Here is a 20048-nt window from a genome sequence, read left to right on the forward strand (position 1 = left end):
GTGGGTCCTGTCAGTCCTGTTCGGCCATTGCAGTGGATGTGGAAAGAGGGTCGCGAGCAAAGCGCATGGTCACGCGCGTGCCGCCGCCGGGCTCGGGGGTGAAGGCCATTTCGCCGCCATGCTCCTCGACGATCTTGTGAACGATTGCGAGGCCGAGCCCGGTGCCCTTCTCCCGCGTCGTCATGTAGGGCTCGAGGATGCGCTCGCGCTCTGCGGGCAGGCCGATACCGTTGTCGGTGACGCTGACAGTGACCGTTTCATGATCCCCCGCCAGAGTCACTGCTACGCGCCCGCGGTAGTCGACATCCTCCGCCTTGGCGCGCGTCTCGATCGCCTCCACCGCGTTCTTCAGCACGTTGGTCATCACCTGACCAAACTGATGGCGGTCGCACTGCAGCGGCATCGCCGCAGCATCGCAAGCGAAGCTGAAATCGATCGAGGTATGAGCGACTTCCTGGAGGAACAGCGATTGCCGCACCAGATCGCTCGCGTCTTCGGCACGGAATACCGGCTTTGGCAAACGGGCGAACGAGGAGAACTCGTCGACCATCTTCCGGAGATCGCCGACCTGCCGGATGATCGTGCTGGTCAGTTCCTCGAACAGTTCGGGGTCATTCTCGATCTGGCGGCCATAGCGACGGCGCAGACGCTCGGTCGCCAGCTGGATCGGAGTCAGCGGGTTCTTGATCTCGTGGGCAATGCGCCGGGCAACGTCTGACCATGCTGCGCGGCGCTGGTCCAGCAACTGGCGGGTAATGTCCTCGAAGGTGATGACATGGCCGTTGTTGTCTTCGGCCACACGGACGGCGAGTGTGCGCAGATCGCCGCCCACGGGGTACTGGATCACGTTGTTCGGCTGGCCGGATGCCACAAGTTGCGCGAACAGGGGCGAGACCTCGTCGAGCGAGCGGCCGATCGGGCTCGGCGCACCATCGGACAGGAGGACTCGCTGCGCCGAGGAGTTGATCAGCTGGACGGCGCCGTCGCGACCGATCGAGATGATCCCGGCGGTGATGGATTCGAGCACGGCCTCAATGAAGGCGCGGCGCACCTCAAGCTGAGCGTTTGCAGAAACCAGAGCCTGCGTCTGCCCTTCGAGCTGCTGGGTCATGCGGTTGAAGGCCCGCGCGAGAAGCCCGACCTCGTCCGTGCCGCTGTTCTGCGCAACGCGCATCGAGAAATTGCCGCTGCCAATTGTTCGTGCGGCAGAAACAAGTTCTGCCAGAGGCGCAACCTGGCGATCCGCAAAACGCAAGGCCGCCCAGACCGCTACGCCGACCAGAGCAAGGCTGACGCCAAACAGGGCAAGATTGAAGCGCAACTGCAGGGCGCGGGCCCTTGTCGTCAGCATATCGTAGGATTTGAGCACGGTTTGCGCCCGCTCCCATTGCTGAAGCGCAAGGGCATTCGAAGTCCGTGCCGCGAACAGATAGATGCCGCGCGTCTTGTCGATCGGCGTAACGGCCTCGATACGCTCGGCCGACGCGCGCACCACCACTGCCTCACCCGCATCGAGGCGTTTCAGGTCGGCCTGCGTGACGCGTTGCTGGCGATCGGTCTTTTCCGGATCGACGATTGCCGCAGTGCGCAGCGATCCATCGGGCGAACGTTCGAGAATCGCCGATTCGTTGAGCTGGCGGCTGAGGACCTGGAACGAATAGCCCTCGGCAAACTCGGTCGAAGTGATCGGCGCCTGATCAAGGTAGTCGCGGATGTCACCGGCCATGGTGACCGTTTCGTTGCCGACGTCGCGCAGCTTGTCCTCGTAGTATCCCCGGGCCAACTTGTTGGCGTTCTCGAGCATTCCTCGCGAGTTGTCCGAGAACCAGAACTCCACGCCCGACTGGAACAGAAACGATGCAAAGATCACGACCAGCAGCGTCGGTATCGCGGCAATCAGCGAGAACAACCAGACGAGCCGCACATGCAGCCGACCGCTTGATCCAAGAACGCTCTTGGCCGCACGCCGGATAGCCAGTCGCCTGCCCCACAGGATCTGCAAGGCCATGGCAGGGACCAGCGTACCGATCAGCAAGCTGGACGTCAGCCGCGAAGGCAGGATCTGGCCCTCGCCGCTCGATCCCGTCACCGTGAGCCAGCTGACGGCAAGCATCAGCGCAAGCGTGGTTGACGCGGCAGCTTCGAGCAGGAAGAAAACGTTGGCTCGGCGCAGGCTGACCAGCACCCGCCTGAACCACCGCGGCATCCGTCTTACCGTGACTCTATGCTCATGCATCATCGTTGCATGGTCACAACACCACTGTTGCAGAAATGCAAGAGGAAACCGACCAACGACTTGACGCCGGGGCCGGACGAACTGGCGCCTCAGTCCTTGGCCACGTAATCTTCCGCGTTGATGCCAAGATCGGAAAGCCGCTTGCGCAAGGTGTTGCGATTTATCCCGAGTATTTGCGCCGCCCGGAGCTGGTTGCCGCCCGTCTGTCCCAGCACGGAAATGAAAAGCGGGCGCTCGAATGCGGCCAATGCGGAGTCATAGAGTTCGCCATGCGGCAGACTGTTGCAAGACAGCCAATGTTCGACGGCAGCCGCCAGATCACCGGCGACTGGCAACGACTGGCTGGTCTGTGCCACAGCGTGGCCGCCTTCGGTGTGCACCAGCAGCGGCTCAATCGCACTGACGTCGATCACCTCGTCACGCGCCAGAAGGGCCAGTCGATAGATGAAGTTGCGCAGTTCGCGTACATTCCCGCGCCAAGGCTGGCGGGAAAGCAGTTCGGCACCGGCCTGGGTCAGTTGCCGTCTCGGCAGGCCCTCGGCCGCAGCATTCGCGAGGAAGTGGCGGGCGAGCGCCTCGATATCGTCGGCGCGCTCGCGCAAGGGCGGCAGTTCGATCGGCACGACCGCAAGCCGGTAATAGAGATCCTCGCGGAAGGTGCCGGCAGCGATCATCGGCAACAGATCGCGATTGGTCGCGGCAACGATACGGCAGTCGAGTGTGATCTCATCGCGCCCACCCACGCGCCGGATGCGGCCCGATTGCAGCGCGCGCAGCAGGCGCGTCTGGGCCTGCATCGGCATGTCACCAATTTCGTCGAGGAACAGCGTGCCACCGCTCGCCTGTTCAAACTTGCCGATCGACCGCGCGACGGCACCCGTGAACGCCCCCTTCTCGTGTCCGAACAGTTCGCTCTCGATCAGCTCGGCGGGAATGGCGGCTGTGTTGACCGCCACGAAGGGACCGGCGCGGCGGTTGCCAAGCTGGTGGATTGCCTCGGCGACCAGTTCCTTGCCCGTGCCGGATTCGCCGAGGATCAACACAGTCAGGTCATTGCGCAGCACACGCGTGATCATGCGGTAGACCGCCTGCATCGCGGCACTGCGGCCCACCAGCGGCAGTCCTTGCGTGACGTCCTGCGGCACGTCGATCTCCGCCGCCTCGGCCTTGCCGATCGCCTGGGTTACAGTGCGGACGAGTTCTTCCAGATCGAACGGCTTGGGGAAGTACTCGAACGCTCCGGTCTCGCTCGCGCGGACGGCGGTATCGAGCGTGTTCTGGGCCGACAGGATGATGATCGGCATTGTCGGGTGCGCATCGCGAACCGAACCCAGCGTCTCGATCCCGTCGCCATCGGTCAGCATCACGTCGGTCAGGAGCAGACGGTAGTCGGCTCCGGCGAGATGCCGGTCGCGACCGGCAACCGAATCGCAATGATCGACGTCGAAGCCTTCGGCCTCGAGCGCTGCGGTGATTACGAGGGCGATCGAGGCATCGTCCTCGACCAGAAGAACGCGCTTGGCCATCAGGGAACCGATCCGGCAACGGGGAGGTGAATGCGAAAGTGGGTAAGGCCATTGGCCTCGTCCCGATCATGCGTGATGCGGCCGTTCATCTCGCGCACCAGCTTCTGGACCAGCGCAAGGCCGAGCCCCTGTCCGCTCTTCTTGCCGGTGACGAACGGTTCGAAGATGTGATCACGCAGCTTGGGATCGATGCCCGGACCGTTGTCCGACACGCGCAGTTCGATCGGCAGGCGCAGCGGCTTGCCGCCCGGACCGACATGCAGCTGGATACCGCTGGCAAAGCGCGTGCGCACCGAGATGCGCGGCTGCAACTGGTGTTGGCACGCCTCGCGCGCGTTGCTCAGCAGGTTGAGCAATACCTGCACCAGCGAATCCGCATTGGCGGTGACCGGCGGCAGCGACGGATCGAACTCCTCCTCGATCACCACCTTCGAGGGATGCCCGGCCACCAGCACCGCTTGCGCGCGCCGCACCGCCTCGTGCAGGTTGCACTCCTGCGCCGGCTCGGCACTCCTGCGAGAGAGCGACTGCATCTGGTCGATCAGCTTGGCGATACGGTCGACCTCGGCAGTGATCAGCCCGGTCATCGCCCGGTCCCGCTCGCTCAGCTTGCGGTCAAGCAGTTGGGCCGCGCCGCGTATGCCTGCCAGCGGGTTCTTGATCTCGTGCGCCAGAACTTCAGGCGCGCGCAGAGCCACGCCCTCGCCTCCGCCAGCCCCTCGCCCGTCGCCGGTCAGCGCCTCGACGCCCACGCCCTCGTGCAGCATCAGCAATTGCCAGCCTGGACAATGGGTTACCGGGCTGGTCATCACGTCGAAAGTGCGCACCGGCTGTCCCATGATCCGCACGCCCACGCCCCGCGCGAACAGGTTCGCTTCACCATCGGCGAGGCGGCCAAGGATCAGCGGCTCCTCGAATTCGAACAGTTCTGCCACCGACCGTCCGACAAGTCGCCGATAGCTTTGCCCCATCAGTTGCTCCGCCGCCGGGTTGACCGAAGCAACGACAAGATCGGGGTCCAACTGCAACAGTGCGAGTGGCAGGCTGGCGACGACGCGCTTGGGGTCGGGCTTCTGCCCGGGCTCAGTCCTGCGCCAGTCGGGCAGCAAACTCATGCCGCCGCGCGCTGCCCCGCTTGCGTCGAGAGGCTGTGCTCGATTGCGCGCTTGTAGAAGTCGGCCAGGCTGGCCAGCACGGCCTTCGGATCGTCGATGAAGTTCACCTTGTTGCGGAAGTCCGCCGAGCCGTGGAGGCCCTTGGTATACCAACCGATATGCTTGCGCGCCATGTTGACGCCGGTGACGGTCCCGTAGTGCTCCTGCATCGCCTCATAGTGCTCTACGATCAGCGCGTACTGTTCCGGCAGCGTCGGATCGGCGAGCCGTTCGCCCGTTTCCAGCCAGTGCATGACCTGCCCCAGCAGCCAAGGCCGACCATACGATCCGCGCCCGATCATCACGCCGTCAGCGCCGCTCTGTTCGACAGCCGCCGCAACGTCCTCGATCCCGCAGATATCGCCGTTGACGATGACCGGGATCGACACCGCGTCCTTGACGCTGCGCACGAAGCCCCAGTCCGCGTTGCCTTTGTACATCTGGTTGCGGGTGCGACCATGAACCGTGATCATCTTCGCGCCGATGTCCTCGGCAATGCGCGCAAGCTCAGGCGCGTTCAGGCTGTCATGGCACCAGCCCATGCGCATCTTCACGGTAACCGGCACTTTCACCGCTTTGACCGTGGCCTCGATCAGCCGGGTGGCGAGCGGAATGTCGCGCATGAGGGCGGAGCCGGCATCGCCGTTCACCACCTTGCGCACCGGGCAGCCCATGTTGATGTCGATGATCGCCGCGCCCTGCTGCTCGACCAGCTTCGCCGCCTCGGCCATCTGTTCGGGATCACAGCCCACCAGCTGCATCGACACCGGCTCTTCCATCGGGTGCCACGCCGCCTTCTGGATCGACTGGCGCGTCTCGCGGATCGCAGCCGGACTGGCGATCATCTCGGTCACGTTGAGGCCCGAGCCGAAGCGACGCACGATCGTGCGGAACGGCAGGTCCGAAACTCCGGTCATCGGCGCAAGCACGACCGGGCAATCGACCGTGACGGGGCCGACCTGGATGGGCTTGAGCACGGGCGGAACGGGTACTGCGGACATGTCGGGACAATCTGCCTAAAAAACAGGCAGCGCTTAGTCGATTACGGGTGAAACGGCAAGCAGGATGCGTCTCGCCTGTTGCCCCCTGCCCCAAAGCGCTGGTAGAGGCGCGGCGAATGAGCGATCCCCTTCCCTCCCGCACCGGACCGGTTGCCGCTATCGTCGTGGCGGCAGGCAAGGGTTCGCGTACCGGCGGCACAATTCCCAAGCAGTTCGTCACGTGGCGCGGCAAGCCGCTCGTGCGCCATTCAGTCGAGGCGCTCGTCCAAGCCGGGATTGCGCCGATCGTCGTCGCCATCCCTCAGGGCTTCGAGGCAGAGGCGGCGCAGGCCCTGGACGGTCTGGCCGGCATAAAGGCCACCCACGGTGGCACCACCCGGCAGGATTCCGTGCGCCTTGCCCTCGAAGCATTGGAAGCCGACGCCCCCACCCGTGTGCTGATCCACGATGCCGCGCGCCCGGTGCTTCCACAGACCGTGATCGCGGGCCTGCTCGACGCACTAGACCGTGGCCTCGCAGCAATCCCGGTCCTCCCGGTGGTCGACAGCATGATCCGCGGTGCCGACCATGCGATGGCCGAAAAGGTCGTCCGCGAAGAGCTGTTCCGCGTCCAGACACCGCAGGCTTTCGATTATGCCGCCATCCTCGCCGCACACCGGGCGTGGACCGGCAAGCCCGATGCAGGGGACGACGCCCAGGTCGCCGTTGCTGCCGGCATTACGGTTCTGCTTGCCGACGGCGATGAAGCCCTGCGCAAGATCACCTTCGCCGCAGATCTCGAGGAACAGGACATGACCCGCATTCCCCGCACCGGCATGGGATTTGACGTACACCGCCTCGTCGAGGGCGAAGAACTCTGGCTGTGCGGCGTGAAGATCGCGCACAGCAAGGGCCTCTCGGGCCACTCCGATGCCGACGTTGCGATCCACGCGCTGGTCGACGCGCTGCTCGGCGCGATCGCCATGGGCGACATCGGCGATCACTTCCCGCCATCCGATCCGCAGTGGAAGGGCGCCTCGTCCGACCGCTTCCTCGCCCACGCCGCGCACCTTGTGCGAGAGGCGGGGTACGAAATCGGCAACGTGGATGTCACGATAATCTGCGAAGCGCCGAAGATCGGTCCGCATAAAAGCACCATGCGAGAAGCGCTTGCCCGGATTCTCGGGATTGACTCAAATGCCGTCTCGGTCAAGGCGACGACAACGGAACGCCTCGGCCTGACCGGTCGGGGCGAAGGTATCGCGGCGCAGGCAGTGGCGACGGTCGTCCCCCGCTGATCCGCAGGAGCAAAGACGTTATGGTCTCTTCCCGTATCCTTTTCGGCGCCCTTGCCGGTGCAGCGCTCATGCAGGCCCAGATGGCGCAGGCGGCAACCGCCGCCGCCCCCTGCCTCAACGAGGACGAAGTCACCGCGCTGGTCGGCTATGCCCTGCCATCGGTGATCGACGGCACGATGAAGGGCTGCAAGCCGCACCTTTCCTCCAACGGCTATTTCGCCACGCGCGGCAGCGAGTTCCTGGGCCGATATGCCGCGCGCAAGGACCAGAACTGGCCGCTCGCCAAGTCCGCGTTCCTCAAGCTTGGTAGCTCAAAGGACGCCAAGATGGCGGACATGATGAAGAACCTGCCCGACAATGCCGTGCAGCCCTTCGTCGAAGCCATGGTCAGCGAAATGGTCAGCGGCGAGATCAAGCCAGACCAGTGCACGGCGATCGAACGCGGCGTGCGCCTGCTCTCGCCCTTGCCGCCGGAAAACACGGCCGAGCTGGTAACCTTCATCCTCGTCCTGGCCGACAAGCCAAAACCCGGGAAAACCTCGTCCTTCCCGATCTGCAAGCCCGCAGCCTGAACGATGCCCATGAATAGCCTGCTTCCCGCCGAGATCGGCGACCTCGCGCGCCGCGTCATTGCCGAGAATGCCGCGCTCGGCCGCAAGGTGGCTGTGGCCGAAAGCTGCACCGGCGGCCTCGTCGCTGCTGCACTGACAGAAGTTGCCGGCAGCTCCGCTGTGCTGGACCGTGGTTTCGTAACCTATTCGAACGAAGCCAAGAACCAGCTCCTCGGTGTTTCCGAAGACCTGATCGATACCTTCGGCGCAGTTTCGATAGCTGTGGCCTGGTCGATGGCGCAGGGCGCGTTGAAAAAGTCAGGCGCGGACGTTGCTGTCGCCATCACCGGCGTTGCCGGACCGGACGGCGGCTCCGAGCAGAAGCCGGTTGGCACTGTCGTCTTTGCATGCGCCAAGCGTGGCGAAGACCCGGAAGCGACCAACGCCGAACTCAAGCTGTTCGACAGCGCCAGTACCCGCGCCGAAGTGCGCTTTCAGGCGACGCTGACCGCGCTGGAACTCTTGCTGCCGTAAAGCGCTTCGGCGCGCTTCTCGAACGCGGCGACCATCTTGCGGAACGCCGCGTCGAGATACTGCCCGGCGAGCTTCTCGAAGATCGCGCTGCGGAAAGTGAAATCGACGCAGAAGTCGATCACGCAACCGCCGTCTGGACCATCGCGGAAGGTCCAGTCATTCTCGAGCCGCTTGAGCGGGCCATCGATGTACTCGACCTTGATCGAGTGCGGTCGCTCCTTGTGAACTCGCGAGGTGAACTTCTCGCGCAAGGCACTGAACCCCACCAACATATCGGCGATCATCTCGCTCTCGCTGTCTGACTTGATCCGGGTCGCGACCACCCAGGGCAGGAACTCCGCATAACGGCGCACGTCCGCTACCAGGTCGAACATCTGTTCGGCCGACCATTGCAGGGTGCGGGTTTCGGTTATGCGGGGCAAGTCAGGCCTGCGAGCCGACCTTGGCCGCAGCCTTCGCCAGCTGGGCATCGCGAGCGGCGCGCATCTGCCGGAAGTCATCGCCAGCGTGATAGCTCGAGCGGGTCAGCGGGCTCGCCGCGACCTGCAGGAAGCCCTTGGCGCGCGCAATCGAACCATAGGCCTCGAACGCCTTGGGGGTCACGAAATCGATCACCTTGGCATGCTTCGGCGTCGGCTGGAGGTACTGGCCCATGGTCAGGAAGTCGATCTGCGCCGAACGCATGTCATCCATCACCTGATGGACCTCAAGCCGCTCTTCGCCGAGGCCGAGCATGATGCCCGACTTGGTGAAGATGCGCGGATCGTGGCGCTTGACCTGCTCCAGCAGCCGCAGCGAAGCATAGTAGCGCGCACCGGGGCGAATGGTCGGGTAGAGGCGCGGGACCGTTTCGAGGTTGTGGTTGTAGACGTCCGGCCCTGCCTCGACGATCGATTCGACTGCGGCTTCCATCTTGTTGCGGAAGTCGGGCGTCAGGATTTCGATCGTGGTGTTGGGCGTCAGCTCGCGCAGAGCCTTGATGACCTTGACGAAATGACCGGCGCCGCCATCGGGCAGGTCGTCTCGGTCGACCGAGGTGATGACGATGTGTTCAAGCCCCATCTTCGCCGCAGCCGTCGCCACGTTCATCGGCTCCAGCTGATCCACTGCGCGAGGCATCCCGGTCTTCACGTTGCAGAATGCGCAGGCGCGGGTGCAGACTTCGCCCAAAATCATCACCGTGGCGTGCTTCTTGGTCCAGCATTCGCCGATGTTCGGACAGGCGGCTTCTTCACACACCGTGTTCAGGCCAAGTTCGCGCATCAGGGCGCGAGTCTCGCCATAGCCCTTGCTGGTCGGGGCCTTGACGCGGATCCAGTCGGGCTTGCGCTGACGTTCGGGGCGGAGGTTCTGGGCCGGTTCGGTCATGGCGCCCAGATAAGCCGTTACGCCGGCACTTGAAAGACCCAATCTATGCGGTCATTAGCGCAGGCCATGACCCAGGCTTCTCCCGAACTCGACCGCCTCATCGCAGGCTACCGCCGCTTCCGCGAAAGCGGCTGGACCCCGAAGCTGGAGCGCTGGCGCGAACTGCGCGAGGGGCAGGAGCCGCAGGTGATGATCATCGCCTGCTCCGACAGCCGAGTCGATCCGGCGCAGATCTTCGATGTCGATCCCGGCGAGATCTTCGTCGTCCGCAACGTCGCGGCGATGGTCCCCCCCTTCGAGACCAACCCCGGCCATCACGGCGTTTCTGCAGCGCTCGAATTCGCAGTCCAGGTGCTCAAGGTCAAGGAAGTGGTGGTCATGGGCCACGGCATGTGCGGCGGTTGCAAGGCCGCGCTTACGCAGAGCCTGAAGGGTACCGAGCCCGGCGAAGGCGGCTTCGTCGCCGACTGGATCGCCCTGCTTGACGATGCCCGCGAGGATGTCGTTGCCCACCATGGCACCGAAGGACGCGATGCGGAGCGCGCGATGGAGCAGGCGGGGGTCAAGGCCAGCCTCGCCAACCTGCGCACTTTTCCCTGCATCCGTCGCAAGGAAGCCACCGGCGAGGTCAGGCTGCGCGGCGCCTTCTTCGCGATCTCCGATGGCGTGCTGCACGTGCTCGACGAGGAGACCGGAGAGTTCGGTCCGGTCAGCTGACCTGCACCACCCGGCCAAAGCAAAAAGGGCGGCTCTTGCGAGCCGCCCTTTCCGTTTCAGGCCTGGAAGGCGCTTACTTCGACTGCGTGTTGGCAAACGCCAGCCACAGCCGGCCGAGCGTGGCGCGCACACCGCCAACCTGGGCGAAGGTCGCCTTGGCGTCGTCGAACTTGTCCTGGTCGAGCTGCGCGATGCCCAGACGGGTCAGCGCGCGGTCCTTGTCGATGCCGCCCTTTTCGAGCGCCATCTTGTAGAACTCCTCGGCCTTTGCGGCTTCGTCGTACGAAAGGTACGCATCAGCCATGGCCATCGGGCTCTTGCCGTCCTTGGCCGCGCGGGCTTCCTTGTCGAGCGCCGGGAGCGAAGCCTTGTCCGCAGCAATGCGTCCCTTGGCCTGCGCGGTTGCATCGGCGACGAACGGGTCGGCGGCCTTCAGCACACCGGCCTGCACGCCCATGTTGGCAACCTTGAGAACCTCGCCGGGCAGACGACGCGGATCGGCCGCCTCGATGTATTCGACGTACTCGCGCTCGACGTACTTCGGATCGTTCTGGAAACCGCCCGAACGCAGCAGCAGGCGGCCGAGGTCCAGCGATTCCTGGTTGGTGAACTGGCTGAACTCGCGCACCAGCTGGCCGGCGCCGAGCCAGTTCAGCGGGGTCGGGTTGTTCTCGACCATCAGGGTCGACCATTCGATCGCCTGCGGCCCGAGCTTGTTCTTGTAGGCAATCAGGTTCGCGCGCTTGAACCAGCCCTCGGGCACTTCGGCACCGGCAGCCTTGCGGGCATCCAGCGCCATCTTCAGCGCCGTCAACGCTTCGGCGTTCTGGCCCTGCTGCGCATAGGAATCAGCCAGCAGTTCGGCGGCGGTCTCGTCCTTGAAATTTGCCTGCACGACCGGCGTCAGAGCCTTGACGGCAGTGGCGTAGTCCTTGTTCGAATAGGCAAAGTTGCCGAGATAGAACTGGTACTCGGTGACGTTCGCAGCCGGAACCTGTCCGCTGTCGAGCATGTTCTGGATGCCGCGCTGGCGCATCGCGATGTCGTTGAGCACACCGCCGATGCTGACCGCCCACCCACCGGCCGCCATGCGGTCAAGCGGGGTCTTCACCGCAGCTTCGGCCGCAGCGAGTTCAGCCGGAGCGTTCGCCAGCAGCGCCTTCTGCGCAGCGGCATCGGCGCCCTTCTTCTTGGCCTCGTCAAGCGCGGTCACGGTCTTCTGGATCGGGCCCGCAGCCGCCACGAATTCCTTCGAGTAGCTGGCCTTCTCGGCCTTGGCTTCCTTTTCCTTGGCGAATGCCGCGGTCGACGTGACCGACAGTGCGCCGGCCGAAAGCACGAGGGCCATCGCCGTCTTGCCAATCAGTCCGAAAGTAGCACGCATAGAAATCGTCTCCTGTTCGACCGGATGCATCAGCGGGAGCGACCCTGCCCCGACACCTTCGCACCCCGGTGTCCTCTCACCTCTGGTCGATCCCGCTAGTGGCGCGGAATTGGGCCCTTGGCAACGGTTTGCGCACTATCCTTTTCACAGTGAACCGCGATTGAATGGCGCCTCGTCCGAATATTCATGCATCTGGTCGCAGGTGTGGAAAACCGGGGCGGTTTGAAGGCCACTGCAGCCCGATTGCTGGCTATCGTGAAGCAATTGGCCTAGGGCCATCTTTCATCCCTTGTATCTATAACGAAAAGCAGTTCCCGTGAGCGACGACACCACGATCATCGACCCCCCTGCCCCCTCGCCCGAAGGCGAGTTCCAGCGGATCGACATCGTCGACGAGATGAAGACCAGCTATCTCGATTACGCGATGAGCGTGATCGTCAGCCGCGCGCTGCCCGATGTGCGCGACGGATTGAAGCCGGTCCACCGTCGCATTCTGTGGACCAGCCACGAAAACGGCTTCGTCTCGACCAAGGCCTATCGCAAGTCTGCCCGTATCGTCGGCGATTGCATGGGCAAGTATCACCCGCACGGCGACGCCGCGATCTATGACGCCCTCGCGCGCATGACGCAGGACTGGTCGATGCGCCTGCCGCTGATCGACGGTCAGGGCAACTTCGGCTCGATGGACCCCGATCCGCCGGCCTCGATGCGCTACACCGAAGCGCGCCTCGCCAAGGTTGCGGACTCGCTGCTCGCCGATATCGACAAGGACACGGTCGACTTCATCCCGAACTATGACGGTTCGGAGCATGAGCCGCAGGTCCTGCCCGCTCGCTTCCCCAACCTGCTGGTCAACGGCGCGGGCGGCATTGCCGTCGGCATGGCCACGAACATTCCGCCGCACAACCTCGGCGAAGTGATCGACGGCTGCCTCGCCTACATGGACAACCCGCTGATCTCGATCGACGAGCTGATCCAGATCATCCCCGGCCCGGATTTCCCCACCGCACCGCTGATCCTTGGCTCGGCCGGTGCCCGCAAGGCCTATCACGAAGGCCGCGGCTCGATCATCATGCGCGCCCGTCACCAGATCGAGGAAGGGCGCGGCGACCGTCGCTCGATCGTGCTCACGTCGATTCCCTATCAGGTCGGCAAGTCGGGCCTTGTCGAAAAGATCGCCGAAGCCGCCAAGGACAAGCGGATCGAGGGCATCTCCGACATCCGCGACGAGTCCAACCGCGAAGGCGTCCGCGTGGTCATCGACCTCAAGCGCGATGCCACGCCCGAAGTCGTACTAAACCAGATCTGGCGCAACACGCCCGCGCAGTCGAGCTTCCCGGCCAACATGCTCGCCATTCGCGGCGGCCGCCCGGAAATCCTCAACCTCAAGGACATCATCGAGGCCTTCGTCCGCTTCCGCGAGGAGGTCATCACCCGCCGCACCAAGTTCGAGCTGAACAAGGCGCGCGACCGGGCGCATATCCTGCTCGGCCTCGTCATCGCGGTGACCAACCTCGATGAAGTCGTGCGCATCATCCGTGGCTCGCCCAATCCGGCGACGGCACGCGAAACCCTGCTGGCCCGCGAGTGGCCGATGGGTGAGATCGCGCCCTACATCAAGCTGGTCGAAGCGATCGAGGACGCTGGCGTCGCGGATTCGGCGACATATCGCCTGTCCGAAATCCAGGTCCGCGCGATCCTCGACCTGCGCCTCCACCGCCTGACCGCGCTGGGTCGTGACGAGATCGGCGAGGAACTGGAAGGCCTTGCCACTGCAATCGCGGAATATCTCTCGATCCTGGCTGACCGCGTGAAGCTCTACGGTGTCATGCGCCAGGAACTGCTTGAGGTCCGCCAGGCTTTCGCCACCCCGCGCAAGTCCGAGATGACCGCACCTGCCGATGGCATCGAGGACGAGGACCTGATCGAGCGCGAGGACATGGTCGTCACCATCACCCTCGACGGCTATATCAAGCGCACCCCGCTCTCCACCTTCCGCGCCCAGAACCGTGGTGGCAAGGGCCGCTCTGGCATGGCGACGAAGGACGAGGATGCCGTGGCGACGATGTTCGTCACCAGCACCCACACGCCCGTCCTGTTCTTCTCGACTGCCGGCAAGGTCTATCGCCTCAAGGTCTGGCGCCTGCCCGAAGGCGGGCCTACCACGCGGGGCCGTCCGGTAATCAACATGCTCCCGGCGCTCGACAAGGACGAGACCATCGCCACCGTGCTGCCGCTGCCCGAAGACGAGGCGGAATGGGGCAAGCTCTCGGTCGTGTTCGCCACGGCCAAGGGCAACGTCCGCCGCAACTCGATGGACGCCTTCGCCAACATCCCGTCGAACGGCAAGTTCGCGATGAAGTTCGAAGAGGACAGCGAAGATCGCCTGATCGGCGTCGCCCTGCTCGAAGCCAGCGACGATGTCCTGCTTGCCACCCGTTCGGGCAAGGCCATCCGCTTTGCCGGCGACGAAGTGCGCGAATTCACGAGCCGCACCTCCACCGGCGTGCGCGGCATGACGCTGAAGGGCGATGACGAGGTCATCTCGCTGTCGATCCTCCACCGTGTCGGCGTGAAGGACCAAGAGGAGCGCGAGGGTTATCTTCGCTTCGCCCCGTGGAAGGGCGAGAAGGAAGGCGAACCGTCGATCGCGCCAGAGCGCATGGCCGAGCTTGCCGAACGCGAACAGTTCATCCTCACCGTCTGCGCCAATGGCTATGGCAAGCTGTCCTCGGCCTACGAGTACCGCCGCACCGGTCGTGGCGGTCAGGGTATCACCAATATCGACAATATCGAGCGCAATGGCCCGGTCGTCGCCAGCTTCCCGGCGACCCAGGCCGACCAGCTCATGCTTGTCACCGATCAGGCCAAGCTCATCCGCCTGCCTCTGGGTTCGCTGCGCGTGATCGGCCGTGGCTCGGCGGGCGTTCGCCTGTTCAACGTCTCGGGCGACGAACACGTGGTCAGTGCTGTCCGTCTGGCCGAAGGTGAAGGCGAGGATACCGAGACCACCGACGAGAGCGCAGCACCCGCCGCACCGGAAGATGGCGCCGCAGAATGACCGACCTTCCGCTTCTCGCCTACAAGGTCCTGACCGGCCCGCAGATGGCTCAGCTTGAAGCGGACGGCGTGTTCAGGGGCGCCCCGGTCGATCTGGCGGATGGCTACATCCACCTCTCGACCGAGGCGCAGTTGACCGAAACGGTCGACAAGCATTTTGCCGGGCAAGGCGATCTCCACGTCGCCGCTGTCGATCTCGCTGCGCTTGGCTCTGCCGTGAAGTGGGAGCCATCGCGCGGCGGGCAGCTGTTCCCGCACATCTACGCCGATCTGCCGCTCAGCGCAGTGGTCGCCTACTCCCCGCTGGAACGCGACGAGGACGGCACGGTCAGGCTGCCGATTGCAAGCTGACCGTCCGGGGTCACTGACCGGCGTCGATCAGCGCCTGCACCTTGCGATAGAAGGCCTCGCGTTCCACCGGTTGCGGCCCGGCACTGGCACGCGGCCAGTCCGAATTGCTGGCGATCACCAGCTTGCGCTTGGGATCGATGAAGATGCCCTGGCCGAAGATACCCTGCGCGGCAAAAGTACCGTCATCGTTGGTCCACCACTGGAAGCCATAGCCCTTTCCGGCGCGCCCGATGTCCTTCTGCTTGGTCGTGGCCTGCGCGAACCAGTCAGCAGGCACGATCTGCCTGCCATCACGACCCTTTCCGCCACCCATCACGAACATCCCGAAGCGGGCATAGTCGCGCGTCGCCGCCTGCAGGCAGCACCCGCCGATTTCGAGACCGGTCTTGCTCAGCAGCCAGGTCGCCTCCGCTTCCATGCCCGCCGGCTGCCACACTTTCTCCTGCAGATAGGCTGACAGCGATTTGCCGGTCGCCGAACTGATCAGCACGCCGATCAGGTTGGTCTCCCCGGTATTGTAGTGCCACACCTCGCCCGGCGGATGCGCGCGCGGCAGCTTGCGCATGTAGCTGACGGTTGCATCAAGGCCGTTCTCGGGCTTGACCCGGTTGAACTCGGCAACGTCAGAGTTCGGATCTTCGTAATCCTCGTTCCAGCGCACACCCGATGACATCGTCAGGAGTTGCCGCACGCTCACATCGTCATAGGCGCTGCCCCTGAGCCCTGGAATGTACTGGCTGACCTTGTCGTCGAGGCTCCTGATCGCGCCATCCTGCAGGGCCGCGCCGACAAGCGTCGAGGTGAACGACTTCGCCACCGAGAAGCTCGTCCAGCGTCCTTTGGCATCGAAGTCCAGCCCGTAGCGTTCGAGGCGCACCTTCCCGTCCTGCACGATCACCAGCCCCGCCGTGCGCTGGCGTGCCATGTATTCGTCAAGCCCGGGAATGGTCAGCGGTTTGCCCGGCGGCAGAGGCAGGGGCGTTGTCGCAGGAGCAATCGTGTTGGCCTTCGCAAGAAACGGCAAGCGGTCCATCGCCCGGAAAGCAGCATCACGCTGCCCTTCCCGCCATGAGAGCACGTCGGCATTGGTCGGCAGCGCCAGCAGGATCCCGCGCGTCTCCTTGTCCAGCGAAGCAAACCCCGCCCCGCCCGCCAGCAACGCTGCCCCCAGCAAAACCCACCGCTTCCGCATCGACCTCTCCCGTTATTGACACTGAGGACAATAGCGGTCCGGAAGGGACGGGCAAGGATCAAACCATTGTCGTTACGCCACCTTCTCGAGCGAAATGAACCTGACACTGCGACGCCCGGTCGCGTCCTTGCTCATCTCGAATCCTGTGGCAGCTTCGAATACCTTGGCCCAGTTCGCGCCGCCATTGTCCTTGGCGCGCACACCGAGCTTGCCGAGCGCGCAACCTAACGTCTGCAAAGAGACCCAGCGATCACTGCCCTGAAGTCGAAGCAGCTCTTGCATGACCTTGGGCCAGCTTTTCGCGCCTGCAGGTGGCTGCCCGACGACACTTCTCAAGGCCGACGCGGAAACCGCTTCGCCACTTGTCTTTTGCGGTTTTGGCTCTGCTTGTGCTGGTTCATCCTTCAACTCGAAGAACTTGGCGCATGATTGTCGAAACTTCCTGTCGGTGCTGTCCCCGCCAAAGCCATAGACGTCCACTCCGCGCCCTTTGAGAAAAGTCGTCAACGAAACGAAGTCCCGATCGCTGGATACAAGGCACAACGAGTCACACTTTCCTTCCAGCACCAGCGCCATTGCATCGACCACCAGTGCAATATCGGCAGCATTCTTGCCTGACACGGCAGGCGTCACTTGCCTTGCTTCGATCAGGTTGCGACGAAGGAAATCCACCCAGTTCTTGAGACAGGGATTGCTGAAATCGCCATAGGCAAACTGAAGGACGGGACGCCCCAACTTGAAGACGTGCGGAAATACCTGTCGCATGTATTCCGGCTTGATGTTCTCCGCATCTACCAGAAGAGCAATTCGGCGGTTCAAGAGGGCGTCGTTCATGGCTTCAGTATTGCGACATTGTGATAACGAATTCCCAACAATCCGCCACTTCGGATCGAAATGCTTTCCTACAAGCCTCGATTCCACCATGGTCACAGTTGCCCGCAAACCGCCTTGAACATGCCGAAAATCCACGCCACAGCTACGTCCGAAAGCGCTTTCCGCCGTTCTCTCTGGACAGTGTAAACCCCGTAAACCCCTGCTCAGGATTCCAGGGACACCGATGAACGACCTTACCCATCTCGATTCGTCCGGCACCGCCCGCATGGTCGACGTCGGCGGCAAGGCCGAAACGCACCGCGTGGCCATCGCCCGCGGCCTGATCCGCATGTCGGCCACCACGCTCGAAGCGATCCGCAACGGCAACGCACCGAAGGGCGACGTGCTTGGCCCCGCCCGGATCGCCGGGATCATGGCCGCCAAGAAGACCGGTGATCTCATCCCGCTCTGCCACCCGCTCGCACTCGATGCGGTCAACGTGGACTTCGCCTTCGTCGCAGGCGGCATCGAATGCACCGCCACCGCCTCGCTGACAGACCGCACTGGCGTGGAAATGGAGGCGCTGACCGCTGTGAGCCTCGCGCTGCTGACGATCTACGACATGGCCAAGGCGCTCGACAAAGGCATGGTGATCGAAAGCGTCCGCCTGATCGAGAAGCGCGGCGGCAAGTCCGGGACCTGGCGCGCGCCGGAATGAGAACGCCGCCGCTGCCCCTCGCCGAGGCGCAGGCCCGCCTGCTTGCCCTCGCCCCATCGCTTCCGGTCGAACATCGTGCCGTCACCGAATGCCTCGGCCATTACCTTGCCGAGGACCTCCACGCCCGCCGCACCCAACCGGCAGCAGCCCTGTCAGCGATGGACGGCTTCGCCATGCGCAGCGCCGACCTGCCCGGACCGTGGCGGGTAATCGGCGAGAGCGCGGCGGGCCACCCGTTCGCCGGCAGCGTCGGCGCGGGCCAGGCCACCCGCATCAGCACCGGCGCAATGCTTCCCCATGGCGCCGACATGGTGCTGCTGCAGGAAGACAGCGAGCGCGACGGCGACGGCCTCCGCCTGACGGGCGAGCTGCCGCAGCCCCCTTCGCGCCACGTCCGCCCCGCCGGAATGGACTTCACTGCGCACGAAACGCTGATCGCGGCGGGCCAGCGCGTCGGCCCGGCACAGATCGCGCTCGCCATCGCCGGCGGCCACAGCCACCTGCCGGTCCGCCGCCGCGTCTCCCTCACCGTGATCGACAGCGGCGACGAACTCGTGGCACCCGGACACTTGCCCGATCTCCACCAACTTCCCGCCAGCAATGGTCCGATGCTCTGCGCGCTGGCTTCCTGCCTGCCCGTCGACATCCGTCATGCAGGCCCGGTGGAGGACAAGCTGGACCACCTCGCGGGCGCGCTGGACGCCGCCAGCGCAGCAGACGTTATCGTCACAAGCGGCGGGGCATCGGTCGGCGACCACGACCTCGTACGCCCCGCGCTCGAAGCCCTCGGCGCCTCGATCGATTTCTGGCGCGTCAGCATCAAGCCGGGCAAACCGCTGCTGGTGGCGACGCGCGGGCGGCAGGTCATTCTCGGCCTGCCCGGCAACCCCGCCTCGGCCTTTGTCACGGCCTATCTGTTTCTGCTTCCGTTGCTCCGGGCAATGCTCGGTGCGCGTGATGCGCTGCCACGGACATTTCCAGCCAGACTCGCAACGCCGATGGCGCGCGGCGGTGGGCGAATGGAATTCCTGCGCGCGGTCTGGGATGGCGCGCACGTTGCCCTCGATCCGCTGCAGGACTCGGGCGCGTTGTCGCCGCTCTCGCGGGCGAATGCGCTTGTGGTCCGCGAAGCAGGTGCGGATGCCAAGCCAGCAGGAACGGATGTTCCGGTCTACCTGCTCGAAAATGGCGGAATTGCTTGACGAGTCGCAATAGGTTGCTTATCCGTTCCGCATTCGTTCGCCGGAGCGGAACATCTGCACCGGTTCATGAAAGACCAGCGGCTTTGCTTTGAAGCCGCGCATTGCGGAGTGGCCGCCGATGTTGACGCGCAAGCAGCACGAACTGCTCACCTTCATCCAGACCCGTCTCGAGGATTCGGGAATTTCCCCCTCTTTCGAGGAGATGAAGGAAGCGCTCGATCTCAAGTCCAAGTCGGGCGTGCATCGCCTGATCTCGGCGCTTGAGGAACGAGGGTTCATCCGCCGCCTGCCGAACCGTGCCCGCGCGCTCGAAGTGCTGAAGCAGCCTGACAGCGCCGTGAGCAAGCCTGCGCAAGCGCGCGAAGCAGCCAACAGCAATTCGGTGGTTGCGCCGCTGCGTCCCGCCGCGAAGGCGGCTCCAGCACCGGCGAACGACGTGATCGAACTGCCCCTGCACGGCAAGATCGCGGCGGGCATGCCGATCGAGGCGCTGGAGACGACCGCCACTCTGCCCGTTCCGGCGGCACTGCTCGGGGCCGGTGAGCACTATGCGCTCGAAGTATCCGGAGACTCGATGGTCGAAGCTGGCATTTTTGACGGTGACTATGCCCTCGTCCGCAAGACCGACACCGCGCGCGATGGAGAGATCGTCGTCGCTCTGGTCCGTGGGGAAGAAGCCACGCTCAAGTACCTTCACCGTGAGAAGGGCATGGTCCGTCTCGATCCCGCGAATGCGGCCTACGATCCTCAGTTCTACCGCCCGGACGAAGTTGCCGTTCAGGGCAAGCTGGCTGGATTGCTGCGTCGGTACCACTGACAGGCGATAGCCGCCTGAACTTGTGCGGGTCTCATGAAAAGACCGCCGTCGGGAATCCGTCGGCGGTCTTTTGCTTATTCCACCTCGGGTTATGTCAAATATCAATCTTTTTGGTTGAGATTTATCTGGCGCAATACCTCGCCATGA

The 20048-nt window shown here is 64.2% G+C and carries 18 protein-coding genes; 9 read left to right on the forward strand and 9 right to left on the reverse strand.

From position 1 onward, the window contains the following. Nucleotides 1–10: 10 nt before the first annotated feature. The 4 genes from I2488_RS03525 to dusB all read right to left on the reverse strand — a co-directional run bounded on the left by I2488_RS03525 (nt 11) and on the right by dusB (nt 5917). Nucleotides 11–2206: a sensor histidine kinase gene (locus tag I2488_RS03525; protein ID WP_246465462.1), complete on the reverse strand. Its 2196-nt coding sequence runs from the start codon at nt 2204–2206 to the stop codon at nt 11–13. Between the two features lie 119 nt (nt 2207–2325). Further along, nucleotides 2326–3762: a sigma-54-dependent transcriptional regulator gene (locus I2488_RS03530; protein ID WP_196274434.1), complete on the reverse strand. Its 1437-nt coding sequence runs from the start codon at nt 3760–3762 to the stop codon at nt 2326–2328. Further along, nucleotides 3762–4877: a two-component system sensor histidine kinase NtrB gene (locus I2488_RS03535; RefSeq protein ID WP_196274435.1), complete on the reverse strand. Its 1116-nt coding sequence runs from the start codon at nt 4875–4877 to the stop codon at nt 3762–3764. Before I2488_RS03535 ends, I2488_RS03530 begins: the two co-directional genes overlap by 1 nt. Beyond that, a complete protein-coding gene (gene dusB, locus I2488_RS03540) occupies nt 4874–5917 on the reverse strand; it encodes a tRNA dihydrouridine synthase DusB (protein ID WP_196274436.1) in 1044 nt (347 codons plus the stop codon). The genes I2488_RS03535 and dusB overlap by 4 nt, the downstream gene beginning before the upstream one ends. Nucleotides 5918–6033: 116 nt before the next feature. On the opposite strand from dusB, the gene I2488_RS03545 reads away from it, so the two are divergent. From I2488_RS03545 to I2488_RS03555, 3 genes are read left to right on the forward strand one after another with little or no spacing between them, the layout of a single operon-like run. Next, nucleotides 6034–7194 (forward strand): bifunctional 2-C-methyl-D-erythritol 4-phosphate cytidylyltransferase/2-C-methyl-D-erythritol 2,4-cyclodiphosphate synthase, encoded by a 1161-nt coding sequence (locus tag I2488_RS03545; RefSeq protein ID WP_196274437.1) that lies wholly within the window; start codon nt 6034–6036, stop codon nt 7192–7194. 20 nt (nt 7195–7214) lie between these two features. Further along, nucleotides 7215–7766: a hypothetical protein gene (locus tag I2488_RS03550; RefSeq protein WP_196274438.1), complete on the forward strand. Its 552-nt coding sequence runs from the start codon at nt 7215–7217 to the stop codon at nt 7764–7766. A gap of 9 nt (nt 7767–7775) precedes the next feature. Continuing rightward, a complete protein-coding gene (locus I2488_RS03555) occupies nt 7776–8279 on the forward strand; it encodes a CinA family protein (RefSeq protein WP_196274439.1) in 504 nt (167 codons plus the stop codon). On the opposite strand, the gene I2488_RS03560 is transcribed toward I2488_RS03555, so the two are convergent. After that, nucleotides 8240–8701 (reverse strand): type II toxin-antitoxin system RatA family toxin, encoded by a 462-nt coding sequence (locus I2488_RS03560; RefSeq protein WP_196274440.1) that lies wholly within the window; start codon nt 8699–8701, stop codon nt 8240–8242. The two genes, I2488_RS03555 and I2488_RS03560, sit on opposite strands and share 40 nt — an antisense overlap. 1 nt (nt 8702) lies before the next feature. Then, complete coding sequence (gene lipA / locus I2488_RS03565) at nt 8703–9647, reverse strand: lipoyl synthase (protein ID WP_196274441.1); 945 nt, start codon at nt 9645–9647, stop codon at nt 8703–8705. Between the two features lie 66 nt (nt 9648–9713). Between lipA and I2488_RS03570 the strand changes: the two genes are divergently transcribed. Further along, the gene (locus I2488_RS03570; protein ID WP_196274442.1) at nt 9714–10364 is read left to right on the forward strand and encodes a carbonic anhydrase; all 651 of its coding nucleotides are present in this window, start codon (nt 9714–9716) and stop codon (nt 10362–10364) included. 73 nt (nt 10365–10437) lie between these two features. Here I2488_RS03570 and I2488_RS03575 read toward each other — a convergent pair whose 3' ends face one another. After that, nucleotides 10438–11748, reverse strand: a complete 1311-nt coding sequence (locus I2488_RS03575; protein WP_196274443.1) for a tetratricopeptide repeat protein — start codon at nt 11746–11748, stop codon at nt 10438–10440. 316 nt (nt 11749–12064) lie between these two features. On the opposite strand from I2488_RS03575, the gene gyrA reads away from it, so the two are divergent. Beyond that, nucleotides 12065–14809, forward strand: a complete 2745-nt coding sequence (gene gyrA / locus I2488_RS03580) for a DNA gyrase subunit A (protein WP_196274444.1) — start codon at nt 12065–12067, stop codon at nt 14807–14809. Continuing rightward, a complete protein-coding gene (locus tag I2488_RS03585) occupies nt 14806–15159 on the forward strand; it encodes a DUF952 domain-containing protein (protein WP_196274445.1) in 354 nt (117 codons plus the stop codon). Before gyrA ends, I2488_RS03585 begins: the two co-directional genes overlap by 4 nt. 10 nt (nt 15160–15169) lie before the next feature. On the opposite strand, the gene I2488_RS03590 is transcribed toward I2488_RS03585, so the two are convergent. Continuing rightward, complete coding sequence (locus I2488_RS03590) at nt 15170–16351, reverse strand: serine hydrolase domain-containing protein (RefSeq protein ID WP_196274446.1); 1182 nt, start codon at nt 16349–16351, stop codon at nt 15170–15172. 72 nt (nt 16352–16423) lie between these two features. After that, nucleotides 16424–17185, reverse strand: coding sequence for an NYN domain-containing protein (locus I2488_RS03595; RefSeq protein WP_196274447.1), 762 nt, complete (start codon nt 17183–17185; stop codon nt 16424–16426). A 223-nt stretch (nt 17186–17408) separates the two neighbouring features. Between I2488_RS03595 and moaC the strand changes: the two genes are divergently transcribed. The 3 genes from moaC (at nt 17409) to lexA (ending at nt 19901) form a co-directional block, all read left to right on the forward strand. Next, a complete protein-coding gene (moaC, locus tag I2488_RS03600; RefSeq protein WP_196274448.1) occupies nt 17409–17882 on the forward strand; it encodes a cyclic pyranopterin monophosphate synthase MoaC in 474 nt (157 codons plus the stop codon). Then, nucleotides 17879–19084 carry a molybdopterin molybdotransferase MoeA gene (locus I2488_RS03605; protein ID WP_196274449.1) on the forward strand — a complete coding sequence of 402 codons (1206 nt, stop codon included), beginning with the start codon at nt 17879–17881 and terminating at the stop codon, nt 19082–19084. The genes moaC and I2488_RS03605 overlap by 4 nt, the downstream gene beginning before the upstream one ends. Before the next feature lie 118 nt (nt 19085–19202). Continuing rightward, nucleotides 19203–19901, forward strand: coding sequence for a transcriptional repressor LexA (gene lexA, locus I2488_RS03610; protein WP_196274450.1), 699 nt, complete (start codon nt 19203–19205; stop codon nt 19899–19901). Nucleotides 19902–20048: the final 147 nt, after the last annotated feature.

The sequence above is a fragment of the Novosphingobium jiangmenense genome, assembly GCF_015694345.1.
GTDB classification, from domain to species: Bacteria; Pseudomonadota; Alphaproteobacteria; order Sphingomonadales; family Sphingomonadaceae; genus Novosphingobium; species Novosphingobium jiangmenense.